13 protein-coding genes are annotated in these 24284 nt (G+C 65.4%); 5 read left to right on the forward strand and 8 right to left on the reverse strand.

All coding sequences use genetic code 11. The features are described from left to right. Positions 1 to 32: 32 nt before the first annotated feature. The gene (glmU, locus tag CHB87_RS07270; RefSeq protein WP_089407750.1) at positions 33 to 1469 is read right to left on the reverse strand and encodes a bifunctional UDP-N-acetylglucosamine diphosphorylase/glucosamine-1-phosphate N-acetyltransferase GlmU; all 1437 of its coding nucleotides are present in this window, start codon (positions 1467 to 1469) and stop codon (positions 33 to 35) included. Between the two features lie 102 nt (positions 1470 to 1571). On the opposite strand from glmU, the gene CHB87_RS07275 reads away from it, so the two are divergent. Further along, the gene (locus CHB87_RS07275; protein ID WP_089407751.1) at positions 1572 to 2090 is read left to right on the forward strand and encodes a Uma2 family endonuclease; all 519 of its coding nucleotides are present in this window, start codon (positions 1572 to 1574) and stop codon (positions 2088 to 2090) included. Here CHB87_RS07275 and CHB87_RS07280 read toward each other — a convergent pair whose 3' ends face one another. Both CHB87_RS07280 and CHB87_RS07285 read right to left on the reverse strand, forming a co-directional pair. Then, complete coding sequence (locus CHB87_RS07280) at positions 2091 to 3569, reverse strand: M16 family metallopeptidase (RefSeq protein ID WP_089408120.1); 1479 nt, start codon at positions 3567 to 3569, stop codon at positions 2091 to 2093. Between the two features lie 20 nt (positions 3570 to 3589). Further along, the gene (locus tag CHB87_RS07285; protein WP_245817869.1) at positions 3590 to 5125 is read right to left on the reverse strand and encodes a M16 family metallopeptidase; all 1536 of its coding nucleotides are present in this window, start codon (positions 5123 to 5125) and stop codon (positions 3590 to 3592) included. Between the two features lie 230 nt (positions 5126 to 5355). Between CHB87_RS07285 and CHB87_RS07290 the strand changes: the two genes are divergently transcribed. The 3 genes from CHB87_RS07290 to CHB87_RS07300 all read left to right on the forward strand — a co-directional run bounded on the left by CHB87_RS07290 (position 5356) and on the right by CHB87_RS07300 (position 17943). After that, a complete protein-coding gene (locus tag CHB87_RS07290) occupies positions 5356 to 10134 on the forward strand; it encodes a beta strand repeat-containing protein (protein WP_089407752.1) in 4779 nt (1592 codons plus the stop codon). A gap of 231 nt (positions 10135 to 10365) precedes the next feature. Further along, positions 10366 to 13173, forward strand: coding sequence for a protease pro-enzyme activation domain-containing protein (locus CHB87_RS07295; protein ID WP_176441642.1), 2808 nt, complete (start codon positions 10366 to 10368; stop codon positions 13171 to 13173). Positions 13174 to 13497: 324 nt separating this feature from the next. After that, positions 13498 to 17943 (forward strand): Ig-like domain repeat protein, encoded by a 4446-nt coding sequence (locus tag CHB87_RS07300; RefSeq protein ID WP_176441643.1) that lies wholly within the window; start codon positions 13498 to 13500, stop codon positions 17941 to 17943. Positions 17944 to 18006: 63 nt separating this feature from the next. Here the strand turns inward: CHB87_RS07300 and ppk1 are convergent, their stop codons facing one another. Next, entirely contained in the window at positions 18007 to 20229 is a 2223-nt protein-coding gene (gene ppk1 / locus CHB87_RS07305) for a polyphosphate kinase 1 (RefSeq protein ID WP_089407755.1), read from the reverse strand. A gap of 167 nt (positions 20230 to 20396) precedes the next feature. Between ppk1 and CHB87_RS07310 the strand changes: the two genes are divergently transcribed. Then, positions 20397 to 20816: a hypothetical protein gene (locus CHB87_RS07310; RefSeq protein ID WP_089407756.1), complete on the forward strand. Its 420-nt coding sequence runs from the start codon at positions 20397 to 20399 to the stop codon at positions 20814 to 20816. 59 nt (positions 20817 to 20875) lie between these two features. On the opposite strand, the gene CHB87_RS07315 is transcribed toward CHB87_RS07310, so the two are convergent. From CHB87_RS07315 to CHB87_RS07330, 4 genes are read right to left on the reverse strand one after another with little or no spacing between them, the layout of a single operon-like run. Continuing rightward, on the reverse strand, positions 20876 to 21823 hold the full coding sequence (locus tag CHB87_RS07315; RefSeq protein ID WP_089407757.1) for a COX15/CtaA family protein: 948 nt from the start codon (positions 21821 to 21823) through the stop codon (positions 20876 to 20878). Between the two features lie 42 nt (positions 21824 to 21865). Continuing rightward, entirely contained in the window at positions 21866 to 22654 is a 789-nt protein-coding gene (locus CHB87_RS07320) for an energy transducer TonB (protein ID WP_176441644.1), read from the reverse strand. A gap of 39 nt (positions 22655 to 22693) precedes the next feature. Beyond that, complete coding sequence (gene proC, locus CHB87_RS07325; RefSeq protein WP_089407759.1) at positions 22694 to 23515, reverse strand: pyrroline-5-carboxylate reductase; 822 nt, start codon at positions 23513 to 23515, stop codon at positions 22694 to 22696. Positions 23516 to 23536: 21 nt separating this feature from the next. Beyond that, positions 23537 to 24274: a DUF885 family protein gene (locus CHB87_RS07330; protein WP_176441645.1), complete on the reverse strand. Its 738-nt coding sequence runs from the start codon at positions 24272 to 24274 to the stop codon at positions 23537 to 23539. Positions 24275 to 24284 lie beyond the last annotated feature (10 nt).

Below are 24284 nucleotides of genomic sequence, written 5' to 3' on the forward strand. Positions count from 1 at the left end.
AGGAAACTTTCGTCACCTCGTCGACTGCCGCTTTAGCAACCCTTCGCGGCGTCCCGCGCAGACTTCTTCGCCGCCACCCAGCCCGGCTTCGTCACCTGGCGAGAGCGTCCCAGGGCCAGTGCGCCCGGCTCCACATCTTCCGTAATGCAGGAACCCGCAGCGATATAGGCGCCATCGCCCAGCGTGACTGGCGCGACCAGCGTCGAATCCGATCCGACGAAGACGCCGTCACCGATCGTCGTCCGGTGCTTGTGAATGCCGTCGTAGTTGCATGTGATCGCCCCGGCGCCGATGTTCACGCCGTCGCCGATCACCGCGTCGCCAAGATAGTTCAGGTGGTTGGCCTTCGAACCCTTGCCCAGTGTCGTCTTCTTTGTTTCGACGAAGTTGCCCACGTGCGCGCCTTCACCGATCCGGCTCTCGGGCCGCAGATGCGCGTAAGGCCCAAGCACCGCCGCATCGGCCACCACGGCGTGGTCGAGGATACAGCCGTTTCGCACCAGCACTCCATCGCCAAGGGCCGAATCCTGAATGACCGAGTGCGAGCGCACGCGGCAGTCCGAACCGATCGCCGTCGCGCCCAGCAGTTGCACGTAGGGTTCGATCACGGTGTCCGGGCCGACCGTGACCGCGGAGTCGATCACGCAGGTCTCCGGCCGGAAGATGGTGACGCCCTGCGCCATCAGCCGGCGCGCGGAGTCGAGCCGCATGGCGGCGTCCAGATGCATCATCTCGGCGATGGTGTTCGCGCCCAGCACCTCGTCGACGCTTGCGGCCTTCACGGCAATGACGCGCTCGCCGTCCGCCACGAGCATGGCGGCGACGTCGGTCAGGTAGAACTCGCCGTGCGCGTTGTCGGTCGAAAGACCGTCGAGCTTGGCGAAGAGGGAGGCCGTGCGAAAGCAGTAGATGCCGGAGTTGATCTCCGGTGCGCCGAGTTGGTGCGGGGCGAGCGACTTCTGCTCGACGATGGCCGCGACCTCGGGCCCATCCTCGCGCAGGCGGATGACACGACCGTAGCCGTGCGGATTGCCGGGAACGGCGGTCAGGATCGTCATGGACGCGCCGGCGGCGAGATGCGCCTCGCAGACCTCGCGGATCGTCTCCGGCCGGATCAACGGCACGTCGCCGCTGAGCACCAGCAGATTCTCGGGAACGGTATGGCCGCCGAGCTCGAAGTAGGCCTTCACCATCTGCAGCGCATGGCCGGTGCCGCGCTGCTCCGGCTGCAGGACGAACTGCACGCCGGTGGCCTTGACGGCGGCAGTCACGCGCTCGGCCTCGTGCCCGACGATGCAGTAGATATCCTCGGCCGGCACGACGGTCTTTGCCGCGGCAATCACATGCAGCAGCAGCGCGCGCCCGCCAATCTCATGCAGCACCTTCGGACGCTTCGACTTCAGTCGCGTGCCTTTGCCCGCTGCCATGATCGCAATCGCAAAACCCGCCAACCCGGATGTTTCAACCATTCCTCGAACCTCTTTTTAAAGTCGTCGCCCGTTATCTTCTCATGCAGCAAGCGTCATCAATAAGATGCGAGCGGTGCATAATGGAAGGCACGAGGCGCATCCATGGCGACGACCCATCTCATCTCCGTCGAGGAATATCTCCGGACGACCTATCGCCCGGACGTGGACTATGTCGACGGCGAGATACAGGAGCGTAACTTGGGAGAGTTGGATCACGGGACGATTCAGGGCGCCTTCATGTTTTATCTGGGACCCAGACGGCGTGAGTGGAACATCCGCGCCGTGACCGAACTGCGCGTACAGGTAAAAGAAGAGCGCTTTCGTGTGCCTGACGTATGCATTCTCGACGCAGACGCCCCAAAAGAACAGATCATTTACCATCCGCCGCTGGTTTGCATCGAGGTGCTCTCGCCCAGCGATACGATCTACGGCATGCGCCAGCGAGTCCGGGACTATGTCGAGATGGGCGTGCGGCAGGTCTGGATCGTCGATCCAAAAGATCGCACCGCCATTGTCTGCGAGGGCAACTCCATGGTCGAGCAGACCGACGGCACGCTGAAGCTGCCGGGAACGAAGATTGAAGTTCCGCTCGCAGACCTCTTCAGCGTGCTCGACGAATAGCTACTTCGCCTTCTTCGCCGGCGGCGGGGGGATCGAGATATCGAGGTTCGTCACCGGTCCCAGCTTCGACAGCGGCGTACCCAGATCCTTCTCATTGCCGACGACGACGATCGCCAGCTTGGACTCGTCGATGTACTTCTTCGCCACACGCTCGACGTCGGCCGAGGTCACCTTCTCGATGCCGGTCTTATACTTCTCGAGAAAGTCCGCCGGATAACCGTAGAAGGCGAGCGTCACCTGCTCGTTCAGCGTCTTTTCGGGCGAGTCGTAGTTGAAGATAAAGGCGTTCAGCACCTGGTCCTTGGCGTTCTTCAACTCGGACGGAGTCGGCGGGTCGGTCTTCAGCTTGGCGATCTCGGCCAGCATCGCCTGCGTCGCCGCGACGGTGCTTTCGCTCTTGGTCGCCGCGCCGGTGATGAACATTCCCGGATGGTCGTATCCCGCGCCGAAGCTGCCGCCGACGCTATACGCCAGACCCAGCCGCGTGCGTACGCTCTGGAACACGCGCGAGCCGAAGCCGCCCGAGAAGACCTCGTTCATGACGCTGAGCGCATAGTAGTCGGGATTGCTGCGCTCCGTGCCCAGACCGGCGAGATACACATTCGATTGATCGACGTCCGCCTTGTCGACGAAGTAGACGCCGGGCCTTGCAGGTGGAATCTCGATCTGCGACTTGGGCATGGCCGTGCCGCGGGGCAGAGCGCCGAAGGCCGCGCGCAGTTTGGCCTCCATCGCCGCGCCGTCGAAGTCGCCCTCGACCGAGACGATGATGTCGTTCGGCACGACGGTCTTGTCGTGCCACGCCTGCAGGTCCTCGAGCGTCACCGCGTCGAGCGTTGCGTACTCGACCTGCCGGGCGTACGGGCTGTTCGCGCCGTAGACCAGCTTGACGGCCTCGCGTGAGGCGATGCCCGCGGCGTCGTCGTTGCGGCGGGAGATGCCCGCCGTCGCCTGCCGCTTGGCCAGCGCCAGCTTGTCGGCCTTGAATACGGGATGCAGCAGCAGGTCCATCGCCGAGCCGAAGACCGAGTCGAAGTCGCCCTTCAGGCTCGACCAGGTGAGGGAGGTGATCCCGTTGCCGCCGCTGGTCTCGATCGTCGCAGCCTTCGCGGCGAGCAGATCGTCCAGCTTGTCGCCGCTCATCGCCGCCGTACCGCTGGTGCGCCAGGTGCGGCCATACATCCGCACCAGCCCCACCTTGTTCGCGGGCTCCTCCTGCCCACCGCCCCGAATCAGGATGTTGCCGTCGATGAACGGCAGCTCATGATCCTCCTGCAGGAAGAGGACGAGGCCGTTTTCCAGCTCGATCCGTTTGGGCTGCACCGGCTTGAAGTCGTGCAGCGGGGGGATGGGAATCTTCTTCCACGGCTCGACCGCCGCCGGTCTTTGAGCCGGTTTTGCGGCTGTCTGGGCAACCGCCGTCTGCGAAAAACCACTTACCAGAACTACCGGCGCCAGCCACCACGCAAACTTCGTCATTCCGCTCCTGTCGTTGATGGTCATTGGGCGCCGCCCGTCTTGTCCGCCGGTGCTGCGTCCACATGTTCGAGAACCGCGGTCGTCCGGTTGGTCGCGATGAAGATCTTGTTCGCCACGCGCCGAATGTCGGCCTTCGTGACGGCGTCGACGCGGTCGAGCTCCTTGAACATCTGCCGCCAGTCGCCAAACTTCGTCTGGTACTCGGCAAGCTGGGTCGCCAGACCGTCGTTGTCGGCCAGACCGCGCAGCATATCGGCCTTGGTCCGGCTCTTGAACTGCGCCAGCTCGGCGTCGGTCACGTCCTCGGTCTTCAGCTTTTCCAGTTCTTTGCGGATCGCGATCCGCATCTCGTCCGTCGTGTGTCCGGGCAGGGGAATCGCCTCGAAGGCAAACAGCCCGGGATACTTGTCGCCGGGATAGTTCGTAAATCCATCCGCCTGTGCGGCGATATGCTGATCGCGCACCAGGCTGCGGTAGAGCCGCGAGGTCCGACCGTTTGAGAAGATGTCCGCAATCGCGTCGTAGACCGAGTCGTCCGGGTCGCGGTAGTCCGGCTTGTGGTAGCCCTCAAGGTAGAACGGCTGGGCCGCATCCTGAATGACGACGGTCTTCTCCGCGTTCTGCGGCGGCTCAATCGTCGTCATCGGCTCGGGCTTCGGACCGCCATTCGGGATCGCGCCGAAATATTTTTCGAGCACGGGCATGGTGGTCGACGCCTTCACATCCCCCACGACCGCGACGACGATGTTCGAAGGAACGTAATACTTCTTGTGGAAGGCGTCGGCCTCGGTCGCGCTTACCTGGCTGATCTCGCTCTCCCAGCCGGTGCCGGGACGTCCATACGGATGAGCGACATACGCCGTCGCCGCAAACTGCTCCGCCAACCGGCCGATCGGGGACGAGTCCACCCGCATCCGCCGCTCCTCCTGCACTACGTCGCGCTCCTTATAAAACTCGCGCTCGACAGGGTGCGCGATCCGGCTGCTCTCCATGTAAGCCCACAGCTCCAGCCGGTTGGAGGGCATGCTCCACTCGTACTGCGTCTCGTCCTGCGAGGTGGAGGCGTTCAGCCCCTCGGCGCCGTTCTGCTCAGCGATCTGCGGAAAAGCGTTCGGGATCACATACTTCTCGGCCTCGGCCTGCGCATCGTCGAAGGCCTGCTTCAGCTTTGCGAGCTTCGCCTGATCCTGGCCGACGCGCTTGCGGAACTCCGCATCGTAGGCCGCGTAGGCGACCTCGACCTTCGCCAGCGCGATCTTTTCTGCCGGGTAGTTGGTCGTACCGATCTCGGGCGTGCCCTTGAAGGCCATGTGCTCGAACATGTGAGCCAGGCCGCTCGCGCCGGTTGGGTCGTCCGCCGAACCCGCGTCGACGATCGTGCGGAAGCTGAACACCGGCGCCTCCGGCCGTTCGCAGACGATCAACGTCAGGCCATTCGGCAGCACCTTCACCGTCGTCCGTTTCTCGAAGCTCGCCATGTCCTGCGCCAGCAGACCCGCGGACAGCACCGTCGAGAGCGTAAAGCCTCCCAGCAACCTCACCCAGCTTCGATTCAAGCAAAAACCTCCACACACATCAGACAACATCATATCCAAGCGGCTGCCTCAGCCCGTTAGACTCCGACCAAAGGCTGAAATCTGTGCAAAACCGGTCCCTAACTCGCGATAGAGCACGAGAAACGCAATTGCACCATTTCTACAACAAAAGTAGGATCAATGCGGGTACCCCGAAATCCGCTTTTGAGTTGTAATTAAGGGTGCGCTCTGCAACGATCTCCCTAACTTCTATGAATACTAAAATGCTGGTGGTTCGTCGCGCCGCTCTCTCCGTCCACGTTGCCGTGGCCGCTCTGGTGCTTCTGGCCGGAGCCGTTTTCACCCCGGCGAGGGCCTTCGCCGAGCGCATGACGCTCACGACCAGCGCCACCCGGACCCTTGCGCTTTCGAACCTCACCGACGCCGGCGCCGTTCCCGCATCGCAACCCGTGCATGTCACGTTGGCGTTGAAGCCGGACGCAACCCGCACCGCCGCGCTCGATGCAACGCTCTCCGCGCTCATCGATCCTACCTCCACCAGCTATCACAAGTGGTTGACCCCGGCGCAGTTCGCCGCCAGCTACGGCGCCTCCGACGCGCAGATCGCCGCCGCGACCGCGTGGGCCACGGCGCAGGGTCTGACGGTCGACTCCGTCTCCGCCGGCAAGACGCAGATCGCTGTCTCGGGCTCCGCCGCACAGATCCAGTCCGCCTTCGCCGTCTCGCTGCATGTCTTCCAGACCTCCAGCAGCCTCTACTACGCGAACACCTCCGACCCGTCGCTCACGTCGGATGCCGCAGCGCTCTTCAGCTCCGTCGCCGGTCTGGACAACCTGCCGTCGGGCGTGAAGTTCAACGTCGCAGCCCAAGGTCAGACTGCGACCGCCGCAACCACCACCGCCGGCGCAATCGCCGATACGCTTGCGCTGGTCGACGCCAACACGGCCACGATTCTCACGGTCGACTCCGCGCTTTGCTCCAGCGCGCTCGTCCAGTCGCAGATCGACCAGTACCGCACGCTGCTGCGCCAGGCATCCGCGCAGGGAATCACGGTGCTCGCGACCAGCGGTTGCGGCGCACAGGGAACCGGGAGCTTTCCGGCCAGCCTGCCCGAGGCGACGGCCATCCTCGCTGCCGGCTCGCTCGCCAGCACCGCGATGCTGCCCATCGAGGCGCGTCCGAACTGGCAGTCCGCACCCGGTCTTCCGGCGGACTCGCTGCGCTATGAGCCGGACCTCACCGCATCGAGCCTCACGGCCTTCGCCCAGACCATCGCGAGCATCGTCCAGACCTCCGGTCGCCAGGGCAACATCAACGCCAACCTCTATAAGCTCGCCCCAACCGCCGGGCTTTACACCCAGGCCGACGGCGCCACCGACACGTGGGAGGCCGCGAGCGGTCTCGGCACGATCGACCTGGCGACCCTCGCCAAGGCGTACCCGCGCGGCGCCGGCGCCAGCTTCACCTCCTTTGGCGCAACGAACTACGCGCCTGTCCACGGCCAGAATACGACCTTTACCTCGACCGTCACCTCCGGCACCGGCGGCGCGACGCCCTCGGGCACGGTGTCGTTCGTCACCTCCACCGGAACGAATCTCGGCACCGTCGCGCTCATCAACGGCACCGGCTCGCTGACGATCAACACGCTCGCCGGCGGAACGTACACCATCGGCGCGCAGTACTCCGGCGACGCCACCTATATCGCCTCGTCCAGCCCGACCTCGACCATCCTGATCCAGCCCGAACCCGCGACGCTCTCGGCGACCATCGCCGGGGCGGCGACGATCGGCGGCACGCTCAGCGTCGTTGTCGTCGACACCGCCGCCTCGGGCGTCGGCCTGCCCACGGGCGTCGTCACCGCGTCGCTGCCGTCGAATGGCTCGACCTATAGCGCGACGCTTTCGCCCGCGACCACGCACAGCTCTTCCGCGACCATCACCATTCCGGCCACCACCGTCGGCACCATCACGCTGTCGATCAACTGCACCACCAGCGCCGACTTTAGCTGCTACAACCCCTACACGACGACCTTCACGGTGGCGAAGGCGACTCCGCTGCTCTCGATCAGCTACTCGCCAAGCCCCGTCGTCTCCGGCGCGCAGGTCACGCTGAACGCCAACGTGACCGCAGTGGGCACGGCGCCCGTTCCCACCGGCAACGTTCGCTTCTTCGATAACGGCACGGTCCTGAATGCGGGCGCGCTCTCGAACGGCGCGACCTCGACCACGGGCCTCATCCCCAGCACCGCCACTCACCAGATCACCGCGACCTACGACGGCGACGCGAACTACAACACGGTCTCGACCACCGGCAACTCGACCACCAGCGGGCCCATCGCGACGACCACGACACTGACCGCGTCGGCTACTACCGTCGTCGCCAATCAGGTCATCACCTTCACCGCGACCGTCAACCCGGCCAGCACCGGCTCCACCGCGCCCACCGGCCAGGTGCAGTTCTACGACGGCGCCGTGCTGCTCGGAACCGCCAGCCTGAACGGCACGAGCGCGAGCTACCAGAACAGCCAGCTCTCGGCATCGTCCGCTCACAGCATCACGGCCTACTACGTGGGCGACCAGAACTACAACGCCAGCACCTCGAACGCGGTCGCGCTGAGCCGCAGCACCACGCCGGTCGCCACGACGACAACGCTCAGCTCGTCGGCCAGCCAGGTCGTCCTCGGCCAGACCATCACCTTTACCGCGACCATCGCGCCGACCACCCAGACCACCGGCGCGCCGGCCGCGACCGGCACGGTCCAGTTCTACGACGGCACGACCTCGATCGGTTCGGCCACGGTCAACAACAACGTCGCGCTGCTCTCCACGTCGCTGCTCACCAACACGGTCAATCACAGCATCACCGCCGTTTATCTGGGGGATGGCAATTATGCCGGCAGCACCTCGCAGATCGTGGTGGTGAACAAGGGCTCAGGCCTGACTGCCACCAGCGTGCAACTGACGCTGAGCGCGACGACCGCTGTCGCGGGCACGGCAGTCGTGCTGACCGCTGCAGTCGGACCGACCGTCAACAGCACGCCGCCGTCGGGCACGGTCAACTTCCTCGTCGGCGGTTCGACCATCTGCTCGGCCGTCCTTACCGCCGGCTCCACGAGCTGCTCGGTGACGACGCTGCCCTCCGGTTCGGATATCATCACGGCGTCTTACCTCGGCGACACAAACTACTCCGCCAGCGTCAGCGGCGCGTCGACCATCACGGTCACCGGCTCGACCAGCACCGGTACGGCCAAGACCACCACCACCCTGACCGCCAACCCGACCACGAGTTCGTTGGGAGCACCGATCACCCTGACCGCGGCGGTCGTCCCGACCAGCGGCGCCACCACCCCCGTCGTCACCGGAACCGTGCAATTCATCGCGCCGACCACTGGCGCAACCGTCTGCACGGCAGCGGTCGCCTCGGGCATCGCGACCTGCTCGGTCACCACCTTTACGCTCGGTACGAACTCCGTCCAGGCGACCTACCTCGGCGACGTCAACTATGCGTCCAGCACCAGTTCGGCCATCAGCGTCACCATCTCGGCGACGAGTACCACGACCGCATCGTTGATCGCGCAGTTCGTCCCGAATGTGCCCGTCCTGCCCGGCGCCACCTCGACCATCACCGCATCGGTCGTCGCGCCCACCGGCACGATTCCCGCCGGCACTGTCACGGCGACGATCACCGGCGGCAACGGAACGGTCTTCTCCTCGGCAGCCATCGCTACAACCACCAGCGTTGGCACGGTTTACATTCCCGTCGTCGCGCCGACGACCGTCGGAAGCTACACGGTTGTCGTCGCCTGCGCCACGACGAACGTCACCTGCGCGACCACGGTCAGCCTGCCGCTGGTCGTCAGCGCGACCGCCAAGATCGGCACCGCCACGGTCCTGACGGCGACGGCCTCGACCACCACCACCGGCGCCTACACGCTGTCGAGCGTCACGACCGCGCAGTCCACCGGCTCGGCGGCGCTCTCTGGCTCCGTGGCGTTTTATGACGGCACCACGCTGCTAGGCTCCGGCACGATCAGCAACGGCGCGGCGACCTTCACGGGCGCTCTCGTCACTGGCACGAGCCACAGCCTCACCGCCGTCTACTCCGGCGACACGATCTACGCCAGCAGCACCTCTCCGATCGTCACGGTTGGCAGCGGCGCCGGCACGACGGTCGCGACGATTACCCTCACCTCGAATGTTCAGACCTCGGTCTCGGGTCTCAACGTCGTCCTCACCGCGCAGGTCTCGGGCACGGCAACCACCACTGCGGGCGCAGTCGTTGCGACCGGCAAGGTCAGCTTCTACGACACCTTCGGCGGCGTCACCACGCTGATCGGAACCAGCACCCTGACGGCCTCGGGCGTAAGCATTGCGACCGCGTCGGTCTCGACAACCGGCCTCAAAGCCGGAACGCATGTCATCTACGCGGTCTATGCCGGCGACACGAACTTCGCCTCCGCCACCTCGAACTCGCTTACCCTGGCGGAGACGGACTACAACGCCATCTTCACCCCGGCGACGCTGACCCTGGCGCAGGGAACCACCGGCACCGTGGTCGTCAACACCTCGGCGATCGGCGGATACACCGGCAACGTCAGCTTTACCTGCATCCCGCCGGTCGGCGCCTCCATCGGCTGCTCGTTCAGCTCGCCGACGGTCGGCATCGGCAGCAGCACCATTCTGACCATCGCCACGGTGAAGTCGTCGGCCCAGGTCAGTGAGCATGCGGCCAACACCGGCGGACGGGGCTGGAATCTGGCGGCGGGCATCGCCTGCGCACTGGTCTTCTGCGGTCTGTTCCCGCGGCGTCGTCGCATCCTGCCCACGCTGCTGCTGGCGCTGGTCGCGGCCGGGCTGGTCGGGACAGTCGGCTGCGTCAACGGAACCTTCCCGCAATCGCCGAACACGACAGGTGGAACCACGACCGGCGGAACGCCGATCGGCACCGCGGTCCTCACCATCAACTCGGTCGGCTCGGATGGCACGAACGAGGTCGCACACACCTACTACTACCAGGTCACGGTGCAGTAGCGCGATCCGGTCTATACTTCGAAGGTCGGAACACAGCAGGCTGGGCACATCTCGAAAGGGAAGGCCCAGCCTCTTTTCCTGCCCAGATCGCGCCATTCTCTGGCTCTGCCGCAACTGCAACTTTTTCCTGCCGTTGTGGTCTAACCGTGTGGACTGCAAAGCTGCGAATTCCTTTCTCTTCCGATGACCTCGCAGACGTGCACCCGAAACCGAAACAAGTCAGGACTCCCCATGCGCAGGCAAACTCTCGTCGGTTCCGTCTTCAGTTCGATCCTGTCGGCCTCCATCCTCATCCCATCCCTCCACGCCGCCGTGCAGCCCCGGATCAACACCGCCGTGAACGACCAGGCGCGCGTCTCGCTTGCGGACACCGTCGCGCCCCGCGCCAAGGCGGCTACCGATCTGGGCGCCGCGCCGGCGAACCAGGTGCTATCGTCCGTCACGCTGCGCTTCAGCATGACCGCCGCGCAGTCCGCCGCGCTCGATCAGCTTCTTGCCGATCAGCAGAATCCGAGCTCGCCACGATACCGCCAGTGGCTGACGCCGGAGCAGTTCGCCGCGCAGTTCGGACTCGCCGCGTCGGACCTCGCCCAGGTGAAGACCTGGCTCGCCTCGAAGGGCCTCACCATCACCTCGACCGCGCGCAGTGGAACCTTCGTCACCGTCAGCGGCTCTGTCGCGCAGATCAACGCCGCCTTCGGCACGCAGCTCCATAGCCTCTCGCTCAAGGGCGAGACGCACTTCGGCAACCTCTCCGAACCCACGCTGCCAGCCGCTATCGCGGGCGTCGTCGGCGGCATCACGGGGCTCAACGACTTCAAGTTGAAGTCGCGTGCCCGCATCCAGCATCCGGCGGCCGATCCGGCGAAGCCGCTCTTTACGTCGTCCATCAGCGGCAGCCACTTCATCGCGCCCGGCGACTTCTACACCATCTACGACGTGAACCCGCTGCTCAACTCCAGCATCAATGGCAAGGGAATCACCATCGCCGTCATGGGCCAGACCGACATCAGCCTGACCGACGCGGCCGCCTTCCGTTCCGCCTCCGGCCTCACCGCCAACGCGCCCACCGTTAAGCTCTACGGCACGGACCCCGGCACCAGCTCGGACGATATCGACGAGGCCATGCTCGACGTCGAGTGGTCCGGCGCCGTCGCACCCGCCGCGTCGATCCTCTTCGTCAACTCCACCGACGTCATCGGCATCTCGATGACGCAGGCCATCGACAACGCCCTGGCGCCGATCATCACCGTCAGCTACGGCGACTGCGAGGCCAACTGGGGTTCGAGCTACCTGAATATTTATAATCAGCTCTTCAAGCAGGCGAACGTCCAGGGCCAGACCATCGTCGGTCCGGCCGGAGACTCGGGCGCGACGGACTGCGACTATGACGCCACCACCGCGGTCAACGGACTGGCCGTCGACTTTCCCGCCAGCTCGCCCTATGTCACCGGTCTCGGCGGCACCATGTTCAACGAAGGCTCCGCTACCGGCGCGACCTCTTATTGGAGCGGCACGAATGGAACCACCGGCGGATCGGCCACGGGCTATATTCCGGAGGCGGTCTGGAACGAGACGGCAGCCGACACCGTTCTGCTCGGCTACACCTCCACCTTCGCAGCCGGGGGCGGCGGCGCCAGCGCCTTCTTCACCAAGCCCGCCTACCAGGTCGGCACAGGCGTTCCAAGCGACTCCTCCCGCGACGTGCCGGATGTCTCGCTGAACGCTGCCGCCAGCCACGACGGCTACCTCTTCTGCTCGCAGGGCCTCTGCACCAACGGATTCCGCAACGCGGCCGGCAATCTCGACGTCGTCGGTGGAACCTCGGTCGCGACGCCGTCCTTCGCCGCGCTTCTGGCTCTCGTCGAGCAGAAGACCGCCACGAAGATCGCCAACGCCAACCCGTACATCTACGCCCTCGCCAACAGCACCTACTATGGCAACGTCTTCCACGACGTCACCGTGGGGAACAACTCCAACCCCTGCACCGCCGGCACCGTCAACTGCCCGGGTGGCGGTTCCATTGGCTATAACGCCACCGCCGGCTACGACCTGGCCACGGGCTGGGGTAGCGTCGATGCGACCAACCTGGTCAACTACTGGTCGCAGATCGTTCCCATCGGCACCAGTACGACGGGCGCGAATCTCTCCACCGTCACCCTTACTGAGTCGGCGTTCAACGTGGTCGCCGGCGTCGCCATCAGCCTGAACGCGACCGTCGCCGCTGCATCGTCCGGCACAACGCCCACCGGCACGGTGCAGTTCCTGGTCGATAACGTCGCCACGGGTTCGGCGGTCACGCTGGCCTCGGGCATTGCGACCTACACGCTCGCGACCGCCTCGCTGACCACCGGCCTGCACAACGTCACCGCGGCATACTCCGGCGATACGAACTACACCGGTTCGAAGGCCACGACGCAGATCGACATCACCAGCGCCACCGCCGCGGACTTCACGCTCTCGCCCACGGCCGCGACCATCACGGTCAAGAGCGGGGCCACGGCGACACCGCTTGCCATTACCGTCGCTCCGCTCCACGGCTTTACGGGCTCGGTCGCCTTCACGGCCAGCTCCACCTCCAGCACGCTCTACGCCACGTATGCCTTCTCCACCACGCCGGTCGTCATCTCCTCGACCGCCAACGGCACGACCAACTTCACCTTGTACGCCTACGCAAGCTCCAGCACGACCGGTCAGGCGAAGTTCGGGCCGGTGCAGTCGGCGTCCAACGCCCCGGCGATGCCGGCATGGTATGCGGCAGGCTCCGGTATCTCGGTCGCCGGTCTGCTGCTGCTCACCCTGCCGCGCCGCCGCAAGTGGAGCGCTCTTCTGCTGGCCGTACTCTCGGTCGGCGTACTGGGCGCATCCGGCTGCTCAAGCGGCACCATCCTTTCGAGCGGCGGTTCGACGGGCGGCACGACCACCAGCACGGTCAACACCACTCCCGGAACGTACAACGTCACCGTTACCGCTTATTGCACCCCAACCGGCGGAACGCCCATCGCGCACGACATCAACATTACCTTCGTCGTCCAATAACCGGCCCGGCAAAGCCGGCCACAGCCTGGAGGCCATACCCTGAAAGGGGTGTGGCCTCTTTCTTCGTTTGCTGTTCTGCTTGTCGGTAAGAGTTTCACCCGGGCGGAACCAGGCGAATCCATGTTCACCACACCGAACATGCCGTCTCTCATCCGCCTTATCCACAAACCTTTCCAAGGTTTGCAACCACAACAGTGCAGTACAACCCTACAGTTAATCGTGATCTAATTCTTGCAAAGGTCCAGGCCCCCGCTCATGGCAGTATCGGGTTCGAAATCAGTGCGTAGTCTTCTGGCGTTCATCGTAGTCATGGCGAGCTGCCGGATGCCGCAGGCTCAGGCCCCGAAGCTCCTTTCCAGCCAGGTGGCGACCCGTCCCGCACAGCGCATCGTCTCTCCGATCGATGAGTCCCGCCTGACTACCCTTGCCGGCAACGTCGTTCCGCTGCCCCAGGGTGCGGACGATCTTGGATCCGCCGCACCGGCGACGCCCGTCCGCCGGCTTCAGCTTCTGCTCGCCCGCGGCGCAGATCAGGACGCCGCGCTCACGCAGTTGCTCGACCGCCAGCAGGACAGCCGTTCCACCCTGTATCGCCAGTGGTTGACCCCGAAGCAGTTCGGCGCCAGCTTCGGTCCGTCGGACGCCGATCTCGCCATCGTAACCGCATGGCTCGCCGGACACGGCTTCACCGGCATCCAGCCGAACGCCGGACGAACCCTCATCGAGTTCTCGGGCACTGTCGCAGCCGTCCAGAACGCCTTTCACACCACGCTCCATACCCTCGACCTAGGCGGCGAACTGCACTATGCGAACGTCACCGATCCTGCCATTCCGAGCGCGCTGGCGCCGGTCGTAAGAGGAATCGCGTCACTCAATAATCTGCCGCGTCACGCCGGCGCGCATCTGGCCGGAGATTTCCGCCGCGACAACGCCACCGGTGCGGTCTCGACGCGGAGGGCTGCGCAGGCGGCGAATCCGAACCTTACCATCAACTCCAACAACACGACCTACTACACCATCACGCCGTACGACTTCGCCGCCATCTACGACGTGCTGCCGCTCTGGAGCGCGGGCGTCACCGGTTCGGGACAGACCATCGCGGTTGTCGGCGATACGGACATCAACCCGGCCGATTTCGTCGCCTTCCGCACGCTCTTCAACCTGCCTCTTGGCTCGACCAATACCTCGACCGGCACGCAGTACCTCAACATCATCTACAACGGCCCCAATCCCGGCGTGAAGTCCGACGAGGCCCAGGGCGACATGGACACCCAGTGGGCGGCGGCCGTCGCCAAGGGCGCCGTCATCGACTACGTCGTCTCCGAGAGCACCGAGACGAGCCTTGGCACGGATCTTTCCGCGGCCTACATCGTCGACAACAATCTAGCCGGCATCCTGAGTTACAGCTACAGCCAGTGCGAACTCTCGCTCGGCACAGCCGGCAACCAGTTCTACAAGGCACTCTGGCAGCAGGCCGCGGCGCAGGGAATCACGGTGCTGCTCTCGGCCGGCGACTCCGGCTCGGCCGCCTGCGACACCAACCTCGGGCCGCCCGCAACGCACGGTCTCGCCGTGAACGGCATGGCCAGCACGGCGTACAACGTCGCTGTCGGCGGCACGGACTTCAACGCGCCTTTCGGCCTGTCGTCCTACTTCAACGCAACCAACGACGCCAACCAGGCATCCGCCAAGGGCTATATCCCGGAGACGACCTGGAACGACAGTTGCACGAACGCCTCAGGCCCCGGCTGCAACACATCCGCGGCCGTAACCGCCGGACTGCTGAAGGTCAGCGGCGGCGGCGGGGGCGCCAGCTCCTGCATCTCGTCGGACGGCAAGACGGTCGCCTCCTGCACGGGCGGCTACGCCAAGCCAGCGTGGCAGGCCGGCACGGGCGTCCCGGCCGATGGTGTACGCGATCTGCCCGATGTCTCGCTCTTCTCCTCGCAGGGGCAGAACGGCACCTTCTACGTCGTCTGCCAGCAGAGCCGCAACACGGACGGCAAAGCCTGCAATCTCGCCGCGCCCTACTCCGACTTCGCCGGCTATGGCGGCACCTCCATCTCCACGCCTGCCTTTGCGGGCATGTTGGCGATGGTCTCGCAGCAGACCGGGCTGCGCCTCGGCAATGCCAACTACGTCCTCTATAACCTCGCCGCGCAACAGACGAGCACATGCGCGACCGCGGGAAGCTGCGTCTTCCACGACATCGCCTCCGGCACGAACGCGATGCCGTGCGTCGCCGGCTCGACCAACTGCACCGGCGCCGGCGCCTACGGCTCGCTCAGCGGCTACAGCGCGGGCGTGGGATACGACCAGGCCACGGGCCTTGGCAGCGTCGACGCGGCAAACCTCGTCCACCAGTGGTCGAGCGCCAGCTTCAGTTCGACCAGCGCCGTTCTTACACTCACGCCGCAGACTGCCATCCACGGGGCGGCGATCCAGGCGACGGTGGACGTCACCGCCGCCAGCGGCACGCCCACGGGCGATGTCTCGCTCAACGCCGACTCGGCGAACGGCTCGCTAAACTCCGGCTCGCTCACCGCTGGCGTCTACACCGCGTCGGTGCGCAATCTGCCGGGCGGAACCTACGGCGTCGACGCGCACTACTCCGGAGACGGAACCTACGCGGCCTCCGATTCGAACTTCGTCTCGGTCACGATCAGCCCGGAGAGCAGCACGACCACGCTCGCGGCAATCGTCTACGACGGGATCACCGGAGGCACGACGACCGGCGTCTCCACGGCTCCCTACGGCACGGTCTTCTACCTGCGCAGCGGCGTGGCGGGACTCTCCGGGCAAGGCATCGCCACCGGCAATGTGCTGCTCAACGACAACGGCATCACCCTCGACAGTGGCACCTACCGGTTGAACTCCTTCGGCTACACCGAGGCGCAGCTCAACTCGCTTGCGCCCGGCGTACACGCCTTCAGTGCCTCGTACACGGGCGACGCCAGCTTCAACCCCAGCAGCGCGCCGGGCATCTCGGTCACCGTCACCCGTGCGCCGACGACGCTCACCGTTGCCGCCACGCCCGCCACGGTCTCGGCGGGCGCCACCTTCACTCTGGCCGCAACGGTTGCGACCCAGAGCCTCGGTTACCTCAGCCCATCCGGATTGCTCACCTTCACGACCGGCGGAAAGACGCTCGGAACCAGCCGGCTGATCTCCGGCTCCGATCCCACCACCTTCGACGACCTCGCCACCGCAACGCTCACGATCCCAGCCAGCGCGCTCGCCCTTGGCGCGAATTCGATCACGGCCGGCTTCCCGGGCGATACGAACTACCTGCCGTCAGCCTCGAACGCCGCGACCGTCACCGTTACGCCGACGACGCTCGCCGCAACCGTGACCGCCGCGACGGCCACGCCCCAGACGGTGCAGCCCGGCGGCACGGTGACCTTCGCCGCGACCGTGCAGCCCGCCAGCACCGGCACGATCCAGTTCATCGTCGACGGCCAGAACGTCGGCGCGCCCGTCGCGATGGCGAACAGCTCGGCCCAGTTGACGGAGAGCATCGCCGCGCTGAGCACCCTGCTCTCCGCCACGGGAACGCCGCTGACCGCCGGCCAGCATACCCTCACCGCCGTCTACTCCGGCAGCCAGACCGAGAAGTCGAGCGTCTCCGCGCCCTTCAACTTCGGCATTGTGACGCCCGGTTCGTCCAGCCTGCCCGTCATCACGGTCAATCCATCGCACGCGGTGCAGGGGACCTTCGTCACGGTGCAGACGCAGATTACGCCCAGCTCGCCTGTCGCCACCGGCACGGCGCGTCTCGTGCTGGACGGCGGACTCTATGGCAGCGCCTTCCCGCTGGTCAACGGCGCGGTCGCACTGCCGCTCGTGACCACGACGCTACAGACCGGTACGCACGTCATCAGCGTCTATTACTCCGGCGATACGACCTATTCGCCCTCGTACGCCGCGAACGCCACGCTGGTCATCACCGCTCCGGGCAACACGCCCTCCAGCGTCACGCTCACGGGCGTCCCGGCGGCGATCCAGACCGGTAGCAGCTTCATCTTCCAGGCGAACATCGCCCCCTCGACGCCCACGCCCACCGGCATCCTGCAGCTCATCGTCGACGGCGGCAACCCCGGCACGCCCATCGCACTGACCGGCGCGAGCAACTCCGTCGCATTCCATACCGCCGGCCTCGCGCTCGGCACGCATACCCTTGCGGTCTTCTACTCGGGAGACAGCACCTACGGCTTCTCGACCTCGGCTACCGCAACCTTCAATGTGGTGCAGGCCGTGGCGGGCGCGGACTTTACCCTCACGCCAGCGATGCAGACACTGACGGCGAACCGTCTGGAGGCCACCGACCCAAGTGTCGTCCTCACAGCCACTTCGAATCTTCTCTTCAACGCCAACATTACGTTCTCCTGCGCCGGCCTGCCTTCGCATACCGAGTGCGCGTTCGCGCCGACGACCGCGACGCTCGGCAGCAGCACAGCGCTTTCGACCATCCTGACCTTCGAGCTGAACGATCACTTTGTAGCCATGTCCACACCCGCGCCGGGACTCCCGTGGCTACCGGTAAGCGGCGGGGCCGTGCTCTCGGCGCTGCTGGTCGCAGTCGTGCCGCGTCGCCGTCGCCTGGGAACGCTGCTCGCCCTGATCGTCACGGCTACGGCGCTCACCTCGGCGACCGGCTGCGGCAGTGGCTACCGCGACTTCACTACACCGGCGGGAACGTACAACGTGACCGTTCAAGCCACCGGCGGCGGAGTCACGCATAGTTCCACGGTTACCTTGATCGTTCAGTAGGTCGTGAGCTGTCGGCTCAGCAACTGTAAGCCGACAGCTCACGAAGAACTCACCCGCGCGTGCTCAATCCGCCGCTGAAGACTTCTCCACGCCCAGCCCCATCAGGTAGTCCTGCGAGCTGAACGCAGGCCCGTTGCGCGGCGCGCGGATGTACTCGCCGTCCGGCTGCAGCAGACGCGCCTTCGCATTGTCCTTCAGGTATGAGCCCAGAATCTCCTCGCGCAGACGCTTCACGAGAGCCGCGTCGCGGACGGGGAAGAGCACCTCGCAGCGTTCGTACAGGTTGCGCGGCATCCAGTCGGCGGAGCCGCAGTACATATCCGTCTCGCCCCCGTTTTCGAACTGGAAGATGCGGCTGTGTTCGAGGAACCGGCCCACGACCGAGCGCACGCGAATCCGCTCGCTCAGCCCCTTCACCCCCGGCCGCAGCGAGCACATGCCGCGCACGATCAGGTCGATCTCCACCCCGGCCTGCGAGGCCGCGTAGAGCGCCTCCACCGTCTTGCGGTCGAGCAGGCCGTTCATCTTGGCGACGATTCCGGCCTTGCGGCCCGCGCGGGCGTGGTCGGCCTCGCGGGCGATCAGCGCGAGCAGCGAGTCGGCCAGCGTCAGCGGCGCGACCAGCAGCGGCGGAAAGACCTCTTCTTCGGACTCCGCCGTCAGGTAGTTGAAGACCGCCTGCACCGCGCGCGTGATCTCCGTTCGGCAGGTCAGCAGGCTGATGTCCGTATAAAAGCGCGCCGTCACGGGGTTGTAGTTGCCCGTGCCCAGGTGCGCGTAGCGCCGGACCGTGCCGTCGGGGTCGCGCCGCACGAGCAGCGAGAGCTTGCAGTGCGTCTTCAGTCCGAAGATGCCATGAAAGACGCCGACGCCGGCGTCTTCCAGCTCGCGCGCCCAGCGAATGTTCGAGTCCTCGTCGAAGCGAGCCATCAGCTCGACGACGACGGTCACATCCTTGCTCTGCGCCGCCTCGATCAGCGACCGGAAGATCGGCGAGTCCTTGCTGGTGCGGTAGAGCGTCTGCTTCATGGTGATGACATGTTCGTCGAGCGCGCCAGCCTCGATGAAGTCCTCGACCGTCGAGTAGCTGTCGAACGGATGATGCAGCAACACATCGTGTCTGCGAATCTCGGCGAAGAGGTCTTCGGACTTCGGCGACAGGCGATAGGGCTTGCCCGAGAAGCTGGGGTACTTCAACTCCGGCAGCTTCACCAGCGAGTAGAGATTCATCAGCCGCGAGAGATTCACCGGGCCATCTGTCTGGAAGACCTGCGCCTCGTCGAGCTCGAAGTTCACCCGCAGCCGCTCGATCATCTCGGCCGGGGCGGAGCACTCGATCTCCATGCGGACGACGTCGCCCTTGCGCCGGTTGTGCAGCTCCGCGCGGACGCTTTCGAGCACGCTGCGCGACTCTTCTTCCTGCAGGTACAGGTTGCTGTTGCGCGTCACGCGGAAGGCAGACTTCGCCAGCACCTCGTAGCCGCGGAACATGCGCTCCACCTGCGATTCGATCAGTTCGTGCAGGAAGATGAAGTCCACCTTGCCCTCGGGTGAAGGCAGCGGCACCAGCCGCGACAGGCTACGCGGCACCGTCACCACGCCCAGCACCGACGGCGGCTTGGCCCCGCCCGCGCCGCGACGCTTGTGCCGCAGCAGCAGCGAGATGCAGAGCGCCTTGTTCAGCACGCGCGGAAACGGATGCGAGGGATCGATCGTCACCGGAGTCAGCAGCGGGTCGACCTCGTTCTCGTAGAACTCGAGCGCGTGCGCCCGCGCCTCATCGCTCAGGTCCTTCCAGCGCAGCACGCGGACGCCGGCGGCATCGAGCGCGGGCAGCAACTGCTTGTTCCAGCAGCGATACTGCGCGGCGACGAACTTCGCCATGCGCTTGCTCAGCAGGTCCAACCGCTCGACGAGATTCAGTCCGCCCTCGTCCGCCTGCTGGGGCTCGTTGAATCCGTCCTCGATCCGCTGCAGGATGCCGGCGACGCGGATCTCGACGAACTCGTCCAGATTGCTGGCCGTGATGGCGAGGAACTTCACCCGCTCGAGCAGCGGGTTGGTGGTATCTTCGGCCTCTTCGAGCACGCGCTGGTTGAAGCGCAGCCAGCTCTCGTCGCGGCTGAAGAAGAGATTCTCCACCACCGGCTCGGGCGTCGTCGTCTTGGCGGCCCTCTTCGCAACCGTCTTCTTCGCAGCCGGAGCGGGAAGAGCTGCCGGCAACGCGGGCCCTTCCTTGGGGGAAATCGCCGCCTGCTTCACCGCACTTCGCTTGGTCGTAGTCATAGGTATTCGAAGACTAACGCGCGCAGATGAACAGACCGCAAACGCGCGCCGAGTCTCGTTCAAGATACCTTACAAGCCCGGCTTCTTCGAATCTCGATTTCGATACAACGAAGTGATGCTTCGCGGCATCTACAGTGGTAGGGTAATCCCTCAAGGACAACGACCGCATGCGCATCTCCAGCCTTACCGGACTTTTTCTGGCCGCCACACTCTCCGTCTCCACCGCCTGCATCGCCCAGACCGCCGGTCAGGACATGAAGGCCGCCGGACATGACACCAAAGACGCGGCGAAGGACACCGGCCACGCCACCGACAAGGCCGCCCATGCGACCGTACACGGAACCAAGAAGGTCGCCCACAAGACCGCTCACGGTACGAAGGTAGCCGCCAAGGATACCGCGCACGGAACCAAGGTAGCGGCCAAGGACACCGCTCACGGAACCGAGGTCGCGGCGAAGGACACGGCCCATGGAACAAAGGTAGGCGCGGAGAAGGTCGGCCACGGCACGAAGGTTGCCGCGAAGGATACCGCCCACACCACCGAGAACGTCGGCGACAAGATCGTCGGCAAACCAGCCGATCACTAGACTGATCGCACGACTGCATAGGCCCGGCATTCATCTCGCCGGGCCTTTCTCGTTGCATTTTATCTTCGAAGAGGATCTGCTTCTATCTTTTCGGGCCAAACTGCATCCGCCGAGAAGGCCACCAGCGCAATCCAGTACAGGTCCGCCCCGAGCAGATGCACCACCTGCAGCCAGGTTGGCGCGAGCAGCAGCACATCGAGCCCGCCCAGCGCGAACTGCAGTGCAATCGTCCCCAGCAGGATAGCCCGGTAGCGCGCCGTCAGCCGCATCGCCAGCAGCACGACGAAGACTGTCGCCACGACCGTCGCCGCCGGATGCAGCCAGCGCATCCGAACCAGCGTCGGGGAACTGGCGGCGAAGTCCTCACGCAGGCCGGTCATCAGGTCGGTCGTGGGAAAGATCGTGTCCGCCAGCGCGGCCAGCGCGCCCATGGCGCCGACGAGGATGGTCGCCCAGACCGCAAGCCAGGCCAGCAGCCGGCCGTCCCGCACCGGAGCCACACCCCTGCGATCGCGGCCCAGAAACCACGCCGTCAGCGTCAACGCGCCCAGTAGCAGCAGGGTATTGGTAAAGTGGATCGCCTGCATGACCACGCGCATGGCCGAGGTATTTTTTTCAACCCACCCGCCCAGCACAAGCGCCGCGCCCAGCAGCGCCTCCATCAGCAGCAGCAAGCCGGACGCCGTTGCAGCCTTACGCGCCAGGTGCCCCCGGGGCGTCCCTTTGAACGTCCACACGGCGAGCGCGATCACAAGAAACGTACAGATGCCGCTCATCGAGCGATGGGTAAACTCGACGATCGTCGTCAGCAGCGGATGATGCAGCGGCCACACCATGCCGTTGCACAGCGGCCAGTTCTTACCGCAACCGGCGCCCGAACCGGTCGCTCGCACCACCGCGCCCCATAGCGCGACCAGCACCATGAAACCCAGCACACCCCACGCAAAGCCGGTCAGCGCCCGCGAGGCCTGCCGCTGCGATCTGCCCGCTATCGTTGCCGTCGTCATGAATCCATTCTATCGACGCGAGCTGCCTCATGCTTGACGGAATCAGACCGCGTCGAAGGTGACTTCGATGGCGAGTGTGACGCGCACGGGCTTGCCATCCTTTTCCGCCGGTTTGAACTGATACTTCCTCACCGCGTCGAGCGCCTTCTGATCCAGCCCGTACCCGAGCGGCCGCAACAGCCAGAGGGCATCGGGCTTCCCAGCCGGAGACACCTGAAAGACGACCCCCACATGCCCGTGGATGTTCTCGCGATTCGCCGCCTCCGTGGACTCGGGCGGAACGCTGAGGCTCAACTTCGGCGCCGTCACCCCAGGCGTCTTCGGGTCGATGCTGACAGGATCGCTATCGGCCGCCTGCGACCCGGTCTCAACCCGAGGCGTGGTGATGCCATAGAATCCCCGGATCCAGTTCGGCAGACCCGCCAGACCGGCGGCGCGATCCGGATAAAAGAGCGCATCCTGCAAGGCAGGGAAGACGGTCGCGGGGTCGGCGGCGCCCAGTTCGATCTCCAGCCGCATCTCGATCGGCGCGGCTGGCGTGAAGGTGCTCGATTTTTTGTCGTACACGAGCACGTTGCGAATGCCTTCGACGATCAGATGGCCCTTCTTGAACCGTACCGACTTCGTCGAAAACTCCCCCAGCGTCTGCCCATGCGGCGCGGTCACGGCGAGCTTTCCGTCCGCCCAGGTGTAGTTCGCAACGGCATCCGCGGAGTAGCTCCGAAGCTCCAGCGGATGCGCCTTCAGCGCCTTCTCCAAATCGGGCGCGTTCGTCTGCGCCACACTCATGCGGGTCAACAAGAGCCCGCAGGCGATCAACCATCCAGCCATCGGTTTCATGGTCGATAGACTAACATCTTTCCCGCAGCGTCAACCCGCCAGCTCGGCCGCTCGCTCGGCCGAACGCTTCACCGCGTTGATCAGCGTCGCGCGCAGGCTGCCCTCTTCAAGGGCCAGGATGCCCGCAACTGTTGTGCCATTTGGAGTTGTCACCATATCCTTCAACGCGGCCGGGTGCAGGCCGGTTTCGAGCACCATCTTCGCCGCGCCTTCCACCGTCTGCGCCGCCAGTACGGTCGCGACATCGCGCGGCAGGCCGACGTTCACGCCGCCCTCGGCCAGCGCCTCGATCATGATGAAGACATAGGCCGGCCCGGAACCCGAGAGTCCCGTAACGGCGTTCATCAGGCGCTCCGCCACGACCACCGTGCGACCAACCGCGCCGAAGAGCCGCTCCGCCACGGCAACCTGTTCGTCCTGCACAAAGCGGCCGGCGCATAACGCCGTCACGCCCGCCAGCACCTGCGAGGGCGTGTTGGGCATGGCGCGGATCACCGCAACCTCGCCGCCCGCCGCTCCTTCGATCGCCGCCGTCGTAATGGAGGCCGCCACCGAGACCAGCAGCGCGCCGGGCTTCAACACCGGCGCGATCTGCTTGACCACGCTAAGGATGAACATCGGCTTTACACCCAGCAGGATCACGTCGGCGTTGCGCGCGGCCTCGACGTTGTCGGTCGTCACGGTGACGCCGTACTTTGCCGAAAGCTCCTCCGTGCGGCTCTCGTGCAGCACCGTCGCGGTCACATCCGTCGCGTCCAGCAGCCCGCTCTTCACGAACGCCTGCAGCAGGATTCCGCCCATCTTACCCGCGCCCAGCACTGCGACGCGCAGCTTCAACTTGTTCTCGCTCATGCTGAACACCTTACCACTGGGCTACTTTGCGGGGGCAAGCTGCGCGCTCAGAAAGCGTCCCAGCCGTGCGTAGGCGGGCAGCACATCGTCCTGAATGGCGGCGAGCGTCTCCTCCGAGATGCGGCTCTTCTGCGCCGGGGGGAAACTCGCCGGAAAGCGCTTCAGCGGCGCGGCAAAGACGCTGGCCTCGGGCTTCTGCGCGGCCACGGCGTTCACCTGGGCGAGCACTTTTTCGACCAGCGTGGCCTCGATGCCATGCCCCTCGTCCGAACTCAGTTGCAGGTTCGTCACCGCCTGGCGCAGCTCGTCGGGAATCTTCTTCAACCGTGCGATGTAGTCGTCGTAGTCCTTCGCGGTCTCGAGTGGAATGTGGCTGGGCAGCTCGGCCAGGCGAACCTGTACGCCGGTCTCGGGGTCGATCGGCATCTGCCAGCTCTTGCGCGCGCCCGCGCTCTGCTCCGCGATGAGCGCCTGCTGCAGCTTGTCGGCGGCGGCCTTATCCTGCGGGTTCAGAGTCGCGGGATCGATGCCTGCAAGCCGGACGAGGAAGTTGCGCCCGCGCTCCAGCTTCGCGTTGGCCTCGCGCGGAGAGAGGTCCGAGAGCTGATCGTTATATCGCCTGTCGCCGAGCGACGAGGCCAGCTCGGGCGAGTGCTTCAGCTCATCCTCGCGGTAGTCGCGCAGGAGACCCGCAAGCTCTTTATTCTGGACGGCGGGAGCGCCGGTCTGGATACTGCTTTGGGCGCCAGCCAGGCCCATCGTGGAAACA

The organism is Granulicella rosea (genome assembly GCF_900188085.1).
In the GTDB taxonomy this organism is placed as follows: Bacteria; Acidobacteriota; Terriglobia; order Terriglobales; family Acidobacteriaceae; genus Edaphobacter; species Edaphobacter rosea.